This window comes from Candidatus Limousia pullorum (genome assembly GCF_057405065.1).
On the sequence record NZ_CM171614.1, the window covers coordinates 560,083 to 572,817 of the forward strand.

The window sequence follows — 12,735 nt, forward strand, 5'->3', positions numbered from 1 at the left end:
AGGTGGAAAAAGACACAATTCTGTGATATAATAATCAAAATACAAATTGGAAGTTGTAGATTGGAGTTAGTTATGAAAAATGTAATATATATATTAATTCAATGCACTTGGGGATTGCCACAAACATTGTTAGGATTTATAGTACTTTTAATTAATATAAAAAATAAACATTATTTTTATCACGGTGCAATTATTACTGAAAGAAATGTTCCTTCAAGTGTATCTTTGGGAATGTTCGTCTTTACAACAACTAATCCGATGAAAGATAAAAGAACAAAAAATAAAATACCAGATGAAGAATTAAGTAAAAGGCTTTTAGTTCACGAATATGGTCATACAATTCAATCCCTTATTTTTGGACCATTATATTTAATAGTAATGGGGATTCCATCAACACTATGGGGATTTTTGCCATATTTTCAAAATAAAAGAAACAACGGAGTATCTTACTTTAGCTTTTTTACAGAAAAGCTTGCTAATTATTTAGGTGAAAAAGTTACAAAAGAAAAATCAATGGAAAATGCTATTATATAAATTACAATTTGTGTAAGCAAAGCGGGGGACTTAAAATGCGTATTTTGGAATATGGCAATACAAATAATCCAACAATAATGCTTGTTCATGGTTTTGAAAGTCCATATCAAATATGGATTGATTATATAGAGCATTATAAAGAGAACTATCATATTCTTGTGCCAATTTTGCCTGGACATGATGTGCAGGAGAAGTCCGAGTTCAATTCCTTTGATGATACTGCAAAAGAGATAGAAAATTATTGTATATCAAAATCTATTAACCATATATACGCAATTTATGGAATGAGCATGGGTGGAGTTTTAACATCGTATTTATGGAAAAATAAGAGGCTTACTTTTGAAAAAATCATTTTAGAAAGCTCACCACTTTTACCATTTGGAAAATATATGACTCAAATGCTTACAAAGCAGTACTTGTCCATAACCCAAAAAGCAAGAGAACGAAATCAAAAAGTGGTACGAAACGCAATAAATTCAATGGTAACAGAAGATATGCTTGATGTGTTTTTAGAACTGTTGGATAATATATCAGATGAAACCATAAAAAATTATTTATATGCAGTTGGACAATTTAAACTTCCCTCAAATATTGACACACCTAATACACAGATTATTTATTTTTATGGTGGAAAGATAAATGAATTTGTTTTTAGAAATGTAGCAAAATATATCAAGAAAAATTATAAAAATTCTACAACTATTTGTTTAAAAGGAAAGGGACATTGTGAGGACGCATTACTGCACTCAAATGAGTGGATTGAACGACTGGATAAATATATTATCTAGTACTACAAATCCTAAGTTGTCGAGATAAATGGCTTACAGCTTGCAAAACAAATCGTTCTAAAAACTGAACATCTTTTTTACATAGCCGCTCGGTTTTACAAAAAATCAGGCGGCTATATCTATCACGGCAAGATGGAAAAAGACAGAGTAAAGTGATATAATAAAGTGTCTCTTTGAGAGTCAATGTCAAGAAAACGGAGGTTATTTGCCTATGAAAAATTGAGAGGAATTTCCTCTATTACTCCTGATTTGTTTGACCTTTGTTATGACATAATTAAAAAGAGATTTTAGATTGCACAGGGCTTTAGCAACAGCGAGTTGCTTGTTTGGTAGATTTATCTGCCTTATAATTTGTTACAAGGAGGTGATTTGTAGTGGAGACAAAAGATGTCATACTTGAACTCCGGACAAAAAAAGGACTGTCGCAAGATGAACTTGCAGAAAAAGTTTATGTCACAAGACAAGCAGTGTCTCGTTGGGAAAATGGAGAAACAATCCCCAATACAGAAACGCTAAAATTACTTTCAGGTTTTTTTGATGTTTCCATCAATACACTTTTAGGCTCTCCGAGACAACTCATTTGTCAATGCTGTGGTATGCCGCTTGATGATTCCACGATCAGTAAAGAACCGGATGGTACTTTCAATGAAGAATACTGTAAATGGTGTTATACAGACGGAAAATTCACATATGACAATATTGATGATTTAATTGCTTTTTGTGTTGAGCATATGTCAAATGAGAATTGGTCTGCTGAACAGGTGCGGGGATATATGGCGGATATGCTGCCTAAATTAAATCACTGGAAAACTCAAGAGAAAATCAAATAATCATCAATTTTATACTTAAATAACTTTTACATAGCCGCTTGGTTTTTATGAAAAATCAAGCGGCTATATTTTTGCTTAAGGAGGTGTTCGCTATGGGCGAAACAGACTATAACGCTCTGCTCTACGACAAGATGAAAGCCGAGCAGGATAAGTACAGGGACTGGCTGCTTTCACAGCCGCCGGAGGAAATTCTGAATCATACCTACGAGTATACGATGAGAGAGGACATTGTGATGTGTATGGAGGAACTGGAGCTTTCTCCGAAACAGGCAAAGGCATTGCTCCGATCCCCCTGCCCGCTTGATGATGTCTATAAGGAGTTTAAGGACAGAGAAGTTGAGCATATGGATACCATTCGGGATTCCATTGAAACAAGGGCAAACGATGTACTCAAACGGGATAAAAACAGAGAAAGCAGGTGAAGAAATGGTGCATAAATTGAAAACTATTCGTGCGGATATGCTGGTGCTGCAATGCCAACTTGAAAGAGAATTGATCCGATATGTAAAGCGGTATCTTTGCCAGCCGCAGGTTACAATCATCACAAACGATAAGCAGTTTGCCTTTATGTGCGAGCTGTACGATTATGTGGAGAATACGGAGCTTCCGCCGGAAATGGTAAGCGTTCTATTGACAACTAAAAATGTTTTGGAACTGTCTTGGGACGAATGGATGATGAATATTGAGGTAGACGATATGGAAGATTCCATTGAGAAAGTCGCTGAGCTTCTCAAGGAAAGGAAGATTTGATATGCCATATGTTGAGCCGGAGATTATTGAACAGGTGCGGCAAATAGATCTGCTCACTTATCTGAGAAAGTTTGAGCCGGATAATGTTGAGGAAGTTAAAGGTACGAAAAATGTATATCGTACCGTTGACCACGACAGCTTGAAAATATCCAATGGTAAATGGTTTTGGTGGTCGCAAGGTTTCGGCGGTTATAATGCGCTTGACTATCTGATAAAAGTCAGGAACTATTCTTTTATGGACGCAGTGGAAATCCTTACGGGAAAAGAACTGGCAAATTGGACGCCGCCACCGAAAAAAGAAGAAAAAACTGAGCCAAAGGTACTGCGCTTGCCGGAAAAATATCAAGACAGTAAACGGATAATACAGTACCTTTTTAATCGTGGCATTGACTATCAGATTATTCAGGAGTGCATTGCGGACGGTGTGATTTTTGAAAGCAACGGGCGCTATCATAATGTAGTTTTTGTCGGGAAGGACGAAACAGGGACGCCAAAGTATGCCGCTTACCGTGGTTTAGGAAGCAGTACCTTTAAGGGAGACGCATACGGAAGCGACAAGCAATATTCCTTTCGCCTGCTTGCAAAAGAGCCTTGCCAGTCGGTGCATTTGTTTGAAGCCGCCATTGATTTGCTGTCCTATGCCACTTTGCTAAAAGCTCAGGGCAAGGACTACAAAGCAGAAAATCTGCTCTCTCTTTCGGGCGTGTATCAGCCGAAGAAAGAGGGCAAAGACAGCAAAATTCCGATTGCGCTTTCCGTTTTCCTTGAGAAAAATTCACTTATCAAGACGATTCATTTGCACTTGGACAATGACAAAACGGGAAGGCTCTGTGCCAACACCTTAAAAGAACTGCTCAGAAACAAGTATGAGGTCTTTGACGAGCCGCCGAAGAAAGGCAAGGACTATAACGATTATCTCTGCATACAGCTTGGAATCTACAAATCCAAAGAAAGGAGCTATGAGCGTTGAATGTACGAATTTATCAGATCAATATGAAGCGTGACGCCAACAATGTCGCCTTTATGAATTACGAGAGCCTTCCAAAATTTCAGGGCAGCTCAGAAATCGACAGCAGCCTCTATGATAAGGTGTTCGAGGGAGAAGTAAACTGCTTCACGCTGGAAAAACTCTATGAGATTTTCAATCTTAAACACCCCGCAGGCTATAAAGGGCGGTCAATGTCCGTATCCGATGTGGTGGAGATCATTGACGGGAATACCGGAAAAAGCTACTTCCACTTTTGCGACAGCTTTGGTTTTCAGAAGGTCGATTTTGAGCCGGAAAAGACGCAGGTCAGCGACCGTTTCCTATCGCTTGCCGAGCAGGAGAAAATCTCTGTCCTGCTCGTTCCGGTCGGTAAATCTCCGATTGTGAAAGAGATACCGAACACCTATGAAGCGATGAAAGCGCTGGTCGGCGGGGGCGGTTTAGACGAGTATATGCCCTTTGAAGATGACGCTGCTATCGTCTGTAACCGTGACGGGAAACAGGAAAAGCTGCCGATGAATCGGGCGGTCTACCAGCCGCCGAAGCGCACACAGATGAGCTACAGCAAACTGAAATCCCTTTTTCGGGAAGCGGAAAACAACAGACAGCACCTTACCGCACATATCGTTTTTACCGCCGATACCTTCAAAAAGCCGTACAGCGAGTTTGAACGGACTTATGAAGTAAGCTCGGACAACAAGGCGTTCCAGTCCCGTATGGGCGGCTATTCCATCTACGGTACTTCTCTGGACGGTGTTGATCCGTGCCTGCGAATGGAGGGCTTGATGGCGGACGAAATGGGCGGTAAGGACGGTTGGAAAATTGAAAAATGCTTCTTAGTGGAAGATTCAAGAGAGGTCGCCGACATCATTCACGGCGATTTTTTTATTGCCCGTTCCAATATCGCCGATGAGAAATACAGCAGCTTATCGAGCGAACAACTACTGAAATACAAACGGCTTTTTCGGTATCCTGAGCGATTCCACGAAACCGCACACGGGATTGAGATCGAGCCGTTTAAGCCCGACAGGGCGGACAAAGAACGATAAATTTCAAGAAGATTAGGGGCAGCCCGACAGGTCTGCGTTAGCTTAGCGAGCAGACTGTTTTTACTCCTATCGGGCAAAAACAGTAAAAACTCGTTAGGGGCTGCCCCTAATACCCCAATACAAGAAAGGATTTTGACTATGCACGAATTTCTATTTTTTATGATAGGCTTCCTGCTCGGCGGCGTTATCGGCGTAATGATTATGTGTCTTATGCAGATCAACCGAATCAGCCGCACACCAAATATCCGAAAGGAGGACGAGGAACTGTGAAACGAACAGTCAAAAAACAGTTTTGGTTTTCAAAGGCGGAAGCACAGGACTTGCAGAAGAAAGCAAAGAAAGCCTGCCTGACCGAAGCGGCGCTGATTCGACTGCTGCTTCGTGGCTATGAGCCGAGAGAAAAACCGGACGAGAAGTTCTATGACGCTATGCGGGAACTCTCTGCTATCGGTAACAATATCAATCAGCTTGCCATTAAAGCGAACGCTCTCGGCTTTGTGGATTCGCAAATGCTGAAAAATGAAGTTCTGCGCTGGCACCAGTTTCAGGCTGCGATTGAGCGTGAATTTCTGCGCCCTGAAAAAAGCGGTCTGAAATGGCAGTAACAAAGCTTTGGAAGGTAAGCGTCCGGCTCGGTCAGGTACTCGACTATACGACCAACCCCGAAAAGACCGCCAACCCCGAATACTCTGCCGAAGATTATCAGGCGCTCAAAGATGTGCTTGCCTATGCAAAGGACGAGGAGAAAACGGAACACGAGTTTTTCTGCGACGGTATCAACTGCAATGTGGCGATGGCTCGTGACCAGTTCATTACCGTCAAGGAGCAGTTCGGCAAGACGGACGGGATTCAGGCATATCACGGATATCTGAGCTTTAAGGAAAACGAGGTCACGCCCGAACAGGCGCAGCAGATCGGAATGGAGTTTGCAAGGAAGATGTGGGGCAAGCGGTTTCAGGTGGTCGTTACTACCCACCTGAACACGAAACATCTCCACTGCCATTTTGTCATCAACTCCGTTTCCTTTGTCGATGGGAAGCGGCTGAAGGACAAAGAAAAGTCTTGGTATTACTTCCGCCATATCGCCGACGAGATTTGCTTGGAACACAAGCTGTCCATTGTAGAAAAGCCGGAGCTGCACAGATCGCCCGCCTATCTTACGATGAAGGACGAGGCGGGTATGCCCACCCGATACAACAACGCCAAAAAAGCGATTGACGAAGCGATTGCGATGAGCCGTAACCTGCGGCAGTTCCAATATGAACTGGGCGTGATGGGCTATCACTCGAATTTCAGTCCCAACCGCAAGTATGCGACGGTTACACCCAAGGGCAGCGAAAAGCCGATACGGACTTACCGGCTCGGCGAGGAATACACCAAAGAGAAAATCCTTGAACGGCTTATTGCCAATCGGGATAATATCGTGTTCAAGCCGTTCCAGCCAAAGACCTATATTGTCCGGCAGTACAGCCTGCCCACAAGAGAACATAAAATCCAAAAGGTCGGCGGGCTGTATGGCTTGTATCTCTACTACTGCTATCGGCTCGGCTACCTTCCGAAGCACAATCAGAAACAACAGAATACGGCGAGGCTTCATTATCTTCTGAAAGACGATCTGATGAAGATGGACGAACTCACCAAACAGGTAACGCTGCTCGGCAAGCACCAGATCGGTACGGACGAGCAGCTCTTTTCATATAAGCGGTCGGTTGAGGACGAAATCAAAACCCTTACCGCCGACAGAACACATCTCCGAAATGAAATACGAAAGGTAGATATATCAGATGAACGGCTGTCGGCGGCAAAGATGAAAATTTCAGCTATCTCCGAACGCTTGAAAGAGCTTCGCAAAGAAGTAAAGCTCTGCGACGGGATTGCGAAGCGGTCAGGCGTAATTGCCGATACCCTTTCGCAAGTCAAGGCAGAGGAAGAAAAATCTCAAAGAAAGGAGTCCCGAAACTATGAACAACGGCGGTGACGCAGCAGAACAAATCGTTAGGCTATCGCTTGAAGGATTTGAAGTGGCTGTCCGGCTCACAGGCTAGGCGGCGAAGAATATCGCTATTCTGTTAGCTTCCGTGCTGAAGCAGGAAATCAGCCAGTCGAATAAGACACGAGGGAAAGCACGGCTTACCAATATGATTAAGTCCGGCAAGGAGCTGAAGGTCTTTTCGTTCCAGCAGAAAGACCTGCCGAAGTTTACCGAACAGGCAAAACGATACGGCGTCCTTTACTGCGTTCTGCGTGATAAAAACACCAAGAGCGATACGGCGATGGTCGATATTATCGCCCGTGCGGAGGACGCTGCGAAAATCCAGCGAATTTCCGACCGCTTTGAACTTGGTAAAGTCGATAAGGCTTCCATTGTTTCCGAAGCGGAAAAGGCTGTGGCAGACCGTGAAGCGGCTGCCAATGAAGTGCCTACGAAATCAAGAGGCGAGATCATCGTGGAAGAAGCGATGGGAAAGCCAACACAGAAGGAGGAAAATTCACACCAAAACCCCTCGGTCGCAAAGACAGACAAAAGCCCTCTGTCCGAGCGAGACTTAGAAACGACAGGTACGCACACTGATAAGGGTGTCGCAAAGGCGGCGGATAAGAAGCCTTCGGTCAAGGAAAAGCTCGACCGATACAAGGCGGCTGCCAAAGCGGAAAAGGAAGCAGAGCGTACTGTGCCGGAGGCTTCCAAAGAGAAGCCGAAAACCCCTGAAGCGAATCGGCAGACCGTTCACAGGCAGCCGAAGAAATCTAAGAAGCCGAAAGAGAGGTGAGCGAAATGGATCAACTGAAGGAACACCCGCAGATCGTGGAGCTGTTAGACACGCTCGATAAAAACGGCTTGATGAAAGAGAAAAACGAGGTGCAGTCGCTGGTAAGCTATATCGGCGGTATGGAAGAAACGCTGACAGAAATGCTCGGCGAGCTTCAGGATATGCGCCGTGAAATCAATCTGATCCACAACAACACGCTGCGGAACAAGTGCCATACCCTTGTGGAAAAAACGGAGGGCAAAATCCGTCAGGGATTTTCCGCAGTCAAAAAGATGAAGGACAATCTGATCCAGTCAGCCGGAAACGCTGTGCGGGCGTTCCGGGAAAAAGGCAGGGACGCCCTCGCCGAATCGGTCAGGGCAATGAAAATCCCCGAAGCGCTGGATAAGTTGTCCGCTATGTTTGGCAGAATGTCGAAGGAGATGGCGCAGGACACAAAGAAGCTGTCCGCTATGCAGACGGAGCTTCAGGGCGCAAAAGGGCATTTGAAAAATATGGGGCTGCTGTTTATGGGAAAAGCCGCAAAGGAAGCGGAACATTCCAAGAGTGATAAAGGCGTTTTATCAAGGCTGTCCCGTTTATTTGAAAAAGCGCAGAAAGGATTTGCGTCTTTGGAGCAAAAGGCGATGGATACGGCGGATAAGCTCAGAGTTTCCCGTGTGAAATCGTCTGTAAAGGAAAATCTCAGCAGATACAGGGCGGCGGCAAAGGCAGAAAAAGGAACAGAGCGCAGCGAGCCGACCGCTTCCAAAGAAGAAAACCGCACAGCACAGGCGTTGGGACAGATTAGCGTCCCGCAACCGCAAAAATCAAATCTATCAAAAGAGAGGTAAAAAGATATGACCAACGATTTTAAGAGTAAGCAAAGCAGCGGCGCAAGACCGCCGAGACTTTCGCCGGAGGAATACGCCGCCAAGAAAAAGGCGGAGAAAGAAGCCATTTATCAACTGCTCGACAATACTGCTTCGGAAGTGGTGCAGTCGCCGGAAAAATTCAAAGCCTACCTTGATGTGCAGAGCCGTATGGACAGGTACACGGCGAACAATGCGCTGCTGATGTATAAGCAGTTCCCGCAGGCAAGCCAGATCAAGGAATTTGACGATTGGGCGGCTGAGGGTGTTAAGGTCAATAAAGGCTCCAAGACCTTTATTATCCTTGATCCGTATGAGTACACCAAGAAAGACGGGACAATCGGCATTGATTTCAACTTGAAAAGAGTGCTGGATGTTTCGCAGACCAACGGCAAGCGCCCCGCCGCCCCGACCGCTAACCGTGATCCGAGAAAGCTGGTGGCGGTTATGCTCGACAGCGCCCCGATCAACATTGAAAGCACCAATGAGTTGCCCTATCCCGATATGGGCGCTTTTTATAAAAATGAAGATCAGACGCTTTATGTGAAGCGGGACATCGGCGACAGCGTTGCCCTCTGCCAGTGCGTCGCTCAGGAACTCGGTCACGCCGAGCTTTCTATGAACAGCGAGGTATACAGCCGCAGGGATATGGGATTTCAGGCGATGTGCATTGGGTATATGCTTTGCAGAAAATACGGAGTCGATACGCAGAATTTCGCTATCGACCGTATCCCCGACGAACTGAAAAACAAAGAGCCGAAGGACATCAAAGCCGAACTCGGCAAGACGCAGAAAGCATTTAAGGAAATTACCGCCCGTGTTTCCGACGAGCTGTACCGCCAGCGGGCGGAGCGCTCAAAGGAACAGGAGAGATAACCGGAGGTAGCTGCGATGAAAGAAGAACTCTACCATATCGCTTTGGACGATTATGAACACGGTGTTGTAATCCGTTCCCTGAACGATAAAAAGACCGACCTCAAAAAAGAGGGCAAGTCCACCGACGCCGTAGACGATCTGATTATTAAAATCGGTCACGCCCCAAGACGCAAGTTCAAAGTGGTAGAAAAGGAATCCTGCCGTGAATCGAGATAGCAACAAGCAGTCTGCGATTATCCTTGCGGTTATTGGGATTCTTCCCGTTGTGTGGCTCGGCTTATTGATAGCGCCGTCCGTCAAGGGCGGTCTGCCGGAGATACTGCCGAGCCTTTTGACGGCATTCAATGATCCGTTCCATATCGAGCTTTGCGGGGACAGCTTAAAAACTGTCCTCGTTCTGCTTTTGCTCTATGGAATGGGGATTGGGATTTATCTGTCTACACGGAGGAACTACCGCAGGCGTGAGGAACACGGCTCTGCGAAGTGGGGCAGCGCAAAAGCCATTGACAAAAAGTACCGTCAAAGCCCGCCCTCGGAAAATAAGCTGATGACGCAGAATGTCCGGATCGGACTCAATGCGAAAAAGCACCGCCGCAATCTCAATACTCTGGTGTGCGGCGGCTCCGGCGCAGGCAAGACGAGATTCTATTGCAAGCCGAACTTAATGCAAACAAGCAATTCCTCTCAGGTAATTTTAGATCCAAAAGGGGAAATTCTGCGTGATGTCGGCAATCTGCTTGAAAAAGCAGGCTATGAGATCAAGGTGCTGGACTTGATTTCAATGGAGAAAAGCCATTGTTACAACCCGTTTGTCTATCTCAGGAACGACAACGATATTCAGCGCCTTGTGACCAACCTTTTTAAGAGTACCACCCCGAAAGGCTCTCAATCCAACGATCCTTTTTGGGATACTGCGGCGAGTATGCTTTTACTCGCCCTTGTTTTTTATCTGCACTACGAAGCGCCGGAGGAGGAACAGAATTTTGCTATGGTAATGGAAATGCTCAGGGCGGCGGCGATTGAGGACGAGGAGGACAACCGCCCTTCTCCCCTCGACAACCTGTTTGCCGATTTGGAAATGGATAATCCCGACCATATCGCCCTGAAATACTATCGTTCCTACCACTCCGGCTCGGCAAAGACTTTGAAATCTATTCAGATTACCCTTGCCGCAAGATTGGAGAAATTCAATCTTGAAAGCTTAGCGGCGCTGACTTCCGCCGATGAGCTTGACCTTGCTTCAATGGGCGAGAAGAAAACGGCGCTGTTTGCGTTGATACCGGATAATGATTCGAGCTTTAATTTCCTCGTCAGTATCCTTTACACGCAGCTGTTCCAGCAGCTTTTTTACTCCGCCGACCATATCCACGGCGGCAGCCTGCCGATACCTGTCCATTTTTTGATGGACGAATTTGCGAATGTTTCGTTGCCCGACGATTTTGACAAGATACTTTCCGTTATGCGCTCAAGAGGCGTATCGGTATCTATTATCCTGCAAAATCTGGCGCAGTTAAAGGCTTTGTTTGAGAAGCAATGGGAAAGTATCGTAGGCAACTGCGATGAATTTCTCTATCTCGGCGGCAATGAGCAGAGTACGCGCAAGTATGTGTCCGAGCTTTTAGGCAAGGAAACGATTGATACCAACACCTACGGGAAAAGCGAGGGGCGGAGCGGAAACTACTCGACCAACTATCAGATTTCCGGTCGTGAGCTGCTTACCCCTGACGAAGTGAGAATGCTTGACAACCGCTACGCTATTTTGTTTATCCGTGGCGAGCTTCCGGTAATGGATTTGAAGTACGACATTTTGAAACACCCGAATGTGGCATATTCCGCAGACGGGAAAGGTGGCGTGTATCAGCACGGCGAAGTCACAAAAAATGTGGCGACCATTGAAACCCTGTATGTTGATCTCGACAGCGTTCCCGAAATGGAGCTTTCGGAAACGACTTACGAGCTGTTGTCCGATGAGGACTTTGAAAACTTAACAAATTGATTGGAGGGAAACAGAATGAACATTTTTCATAAGACTCAGAAGAAAGAAACCCGCAGACTGCCGATGACCGGAAAGGTAAAGAAAGGCTTTCGTTATTACTGTGCTGCGGTTTTGAGCCTGACTGCCATTTTTGCGATGTCTACAACGGCTTTTGCCGCAAACGATCCGCTTACCGTTGTGAATAACCTGTCCGATTTCATTTTCGGCTTTATCCGTGCGATTGGTCTGATCCTGCTCGGTTTTGGTATCGTTCAGGTCGGTCTTTCCCTGAAATCCCACGATCCTTCGCAGCGGGCAAACGGATTTCTGACGCTGGCGGGCGGCGTCATCATTACTTTCGCTAAAGAAATCCTCACTCTGATTACGGGCTAACCTTTACGCAAACGACGCTCAGGGGCGTTCCTGAAAAACAATTCAGGGACGCCCCATTTTTCTTTATAAGGAGGTGCTACGAAATTGAGTGATAACTGGGTAGTTCAGAATCTCCAGAATGCCCTCGAAACATGGAATGAAAAACTCGCTGAGATATGGCAGCTTATCACAACTACGCCGCAGAGCTTCAAAGGCGGCGGGATATGGGCGGTCATTGTCAATATCAACGGCGCTGTGCAGGCGATTGGTCTTGCGCTTTTGGTGCTGTTTTTTGTGGTCGGTATGGTACGCACCTGCGGCAGCTTCAGCGATGTTAAGAAACCGGAACACGCTGTCAAGCTCTTTATCCGATTTGCGCTCGCAAAGGCGGGTATCACTTACGGTATGGAGCTAATGCTTGCCCTGTTCAATATCGTGCAGGGGACAATCGGCACGATTATGACCGCCGCCGGCTTTACTTCAGCGCAGCAGACCACTCTGCCGCAGGAAATGATCGACACGATTGAAAGCTGCGGCTTTTTCGAGTCAATTCCGCTTTGGGCGGTTACGCTCATTGGCGGCTTGTTCATTACGGTTATGTCATTCCTGCTCATTATGACGGTGTACGGGAGATTTTTTAAGTTATATATGTATACGGCGCTCGCCCCGATTCCGCTTTCTACTTTTGCGGGAGAGCCGAGCCAAAATGTGGGGAAATCGTTTATCAAAAGCTACTGCGCCGTGTGCCTTGAAGGTGCAGTGATTGTTTTAGCCTGCATTATCTTCTCCCTGTTTGCTTCTTCCCCGCCTGTGGTCGATCCAAATGCGGCAGCAGTTACGCAGGTATGGGCTTATATCGGCGAGCTGCTCTTTAATATGCTCGTTTTGGTCGGCTCAGTGCGAATGTCTGACCGGATTATCCGTGAGATGATGGGGCTGTAAGGAGAACAG

16 protein-coding genes and 1 pseudogene are annotated in these 12,735 nt (G+C 45.9%); all 17 read left to right on the top strand.

Going from position 1 to position 12,735, the window contains the following annotated elements; translation table 11 throughout:
- Window positions 1–72 precede the first annotated feature (72 nt).
- On the top strand, window positions 73–534 hold the full coding sequence (locus tag CGICJO_RS02430) for a hypothetical protein (RefSeq protein ID WP_087157927.1): 462 nt from the start codon (window positions 73–75) through the stop codon (window positions 532–534).
- A 35-nt stretch (window positions 535–569) separates the two neighbouring features.
- Window positions 570–1,322, top strand: coding sequence for a hypothetical protein (locus tag CGICJO_RS02435; protein ID WP_486499515.1), 753 nt, complete (start codon window positions 570–572; stop codon window positions 1,320–1,322).
- A gap of 374 nt (window positions 1,323–1,696) precedes the next feature.
- Window positions 1,697–2,152 carry a zinc ribbon domain-containing protein gene (locus tag CGICJO_RS02440; protein WP_118670922.1) on the top strand — a complete coding sequence of 152 codons (456 nt, stop codon included), beginning with the start codon at window positions 1,697–1,699 and terminating at the stop codon, window positions 2,150–2,152.
- Window positions 2,153–2,206: 54 nt separating this feature from the next.
- Window positions 2,207–2,547: pseudogene (locus CGICJO_RS02445) on the top strand (DUF3848 domain-containing protein); the annotation flags it as partial.
- Between the two features lie 31 nt (window positions 2,548–2,578).
- Window positions 2,579–2,902 carry a hypothetical protein gene (locus tag CGICJO_RS02450; RefSeq protein ID WP_486499516.1) on the top strand — a complete coding sequence of 108 codons (324 nt, stop codon included), beginning with the start codon at window positions 2,579–2,581 and terminating at the stop codon, window positions 2,900–2,902.
- Between the two features lies 1 nt (window position 2,903).
- Window positions 2,904–3,872: a DUF3991 domain-containing protein gene (locus CGICJO_RS02455; protein ID WP_486499517.1), complete on the top strand. Its 969-nt coding sequence runs from the start codon at window positions 2,904–2,906 to the stop codon at window positions 3,870–3,872.
- Window positions 3,869–4,939 (top strand): YodL domain-containing protein, encoded by a 1,071-nt coding sequence (locus CGICJO_RS02460; RefSeq protein WP_486499518.1) that lies wholly within the window; start codon window positions 3,869–3,871, stop codon window positions 4,937–4,939. The genes CGICJO_RS02455 and CGICJO_RS02460 overlap by 4 nt, the downstream gene beginning before the upstream one ends.
- A gap of 138 nt (window positions 4,940–5,077) precedes the next feature.
- The gene (locus CGICJO_RS02465) at window positions 5,078–5,209 is read left to right on the top strand and encodes a DUF3789 domain-containing protein (RefSeq protein ID WP_082425124.1); all 132 of its coding nucleotides are present in this window, start codon (window positions 5,078–5,080) and stop codon (window positions 5,207–5,209) included.
- Entirely contained in the window at window positions 5,206–5,544 is a 339-nt protein-coding gene (locus CGICJO_RS02470) for a plasmid mobilization protein (RefSeq protein ID WP_486499519.1), read from the top strand. Before CGICJO_RS02465 ends, CGICJO_RS02470 begins: the two co-directional genes overlap by 4 nt.
- The gene (locus CGICJO_RS02475; protein WP_486499520.1) at window positions 5,535–6,917 is read left to right on the top strand and encodes a relaxase/mobilization nuclease domain-containing protein; all 1,383 of its coding nucleotides are present in this window, start codon (window positions 5,535–5,537) and stop codon (window positions 6,915–6,917) included. Before CGICJO_RS02470 ends, CGICJO_RS02475 begins: the two co-directional genes overlap by 10 nt.
- A 79-nt stretch (window positions 6,918–6,996) precedes the next feature.
- Complete coding sequence (locus CGICJO_RS02480) at window positions 6,997–7,710, top strand: PcfB family protein (RefSeq protein WP_486499985.1); 714 nt, start codon at window positions 6,997–6,999, stop codon at window positions 7,708–7,710.
- 5 nt (window positions 7,711–7,715) lie between these two features.
- Window positions 7,716–8,543: a DUF6674 family protein gene (locus CGICJO_RS02485; RefSeq protein WP_486499521.1), complete on the top strand. Its 828-nt coding sequence runs from the start codon at window positions 7,716–7,718 to the stop codon at window positions 8,541–8,543.
- A gap of 6 nt (window positions 8,544–8,549) precedes the next feature.
- Complete coding sequence (locus CGICJO_RS02490) at window positions 8,550–9,437, top strand: LtrC-like protein (protein WP_486499522.1); 888 nt, start codon at window positions 8,550–8,552, stop codon at window positions 9,435–9,437.
- Between the two features lie 15 nt (window positions 9,438–9,452).
- The gene (locus CGICJO_RS02495; RefSeq protein WP_022278669.1) at window positions 9,453–9,653 is read left to right on the top strand and encodes a hypothetical protein; all 201 of its coding nucleotides are present in this window, start codon (window positions 9,453–9,455) and stop codon (window positions 9,651–9,653) included.
- Entirely contained in the window at window positions 9,640–11,433 is a 1,794-nt protein-coding gene (locus CGICJO_RS02500; protein WP_486499523.1) for a VirD4-like conjugal transfer protein, CD1115 family, read from the top strand. The genes CGICJO_RS02495 and CGICJO_RS02500 overlap by 14 nt, the downstream gene beginning before the upstream one ends.
- 15 nt (window positions 11,434–11,448) lie before the next feature.
- Window positions 11,449–11,805 carry a glutamyl-tRNA amidotransferase gene (locus CGICJO_RS02505; RefSeq protein WP_486499524.1) on the top strand — a complete coding sequence of 119 codons (357 nt, stop codon included), beginning with the start codon at window positions 11,449–11,451 and terminating at the stop codon, window positions 11,803–11,805.
- Window positions 11,806–11,889: 84 nt separating this feature from the next.
- Window positions 11,890–12,726, top strand: coding sequence for a VirB6/TrbL-like conjugal transfer protein, CD1112 family (locus CGICJO_RS02510; RefSeq protein WP_395506591.1), 837 nt, complete (start codon window positions 11,890–11,892; stop codon window positions 12,724–12,726).
- The last annotated feature ends 9 nt before the right edge of the window (window positions 12,727–12,735 follow it).

What these genes read in the sequence shown, in the direction of transcription:
- CGICJO_RS02430 (WP_087157927.1), top strand. Translation starts at nt 73, where the DNA reads ATGAAAAATGTAATATATATATTAATTCAATGCACTTGGGGATTGCCA.
- CGICJO_RS02435 (WP_486499515.1), top strand. Translation starts at nt 570, where the DNA reads ATGCGTATTTTGGAATATGGCAATACAAATAATCCAACAATAATGCTT.
- CGICJO_RS02450 (WP_486499516.1), top strand. Translation starts at nt 2,579, where the DNA reads ATGGTGCATAAATTGAAAACTATTCGTGCGGATATGCTGGTGCTGCAA.
- CGICJO_RS02455 (WP_486499517.1), top strand. Translation starts at nt 2,904, where the DNA reads ATGCCATATGTTGAGCCGGAGATTATTGAACAGGTGCGGCAAATAGAT.
- CGICJO_RS02465 (WP_082425124.1), top strand. Translation starts at nt 5,078, where the DNA reads ATGCACGAATTTCTATTTTTTATGATAGGCTTCCTGCTCGGCGGCGTT.
- CGICJO_RS02475 (WP_486499520.1), top strand. Translation starts at nt 5,535, where the DNA reads ATGGCAGTAACAAAGCTTTGGAAGGTAAGCGTCCGGCTCGGTCAGGTA.
- CGICJO_RS02485 (WP_486499521.1), top strand. Translation starts at nt 7,716, where the DNA reads ATGGATCAACTGAAGGAACACCCGCAGATCGTGGAGCTGTTAGACACG.
- CGICJO_RS02490 (WP_486499522.1), top strand. Translation starts at nt 8,550, where the DNA reads ATGACCAACGATTTTAAGAGTAAGCAAAGCAGCGGCGCAAGACCGCCG.
- CGICJO_RS02495 (WP_022278669.1), top strand. Translation starts at nt 9,453, where the DNA reads ATGAAAGAAGAACTCTACCATATCGCTTTGGACGATTATGAACACGGT.
- CGICJO_RS02505 (WP_486499524.1), top strand. Translation starts at nt 11,449, where the DNA reads ATGAACATTTTTCATAAGACTCAGAAGAAAGAAACCCGCAGACTGCCG.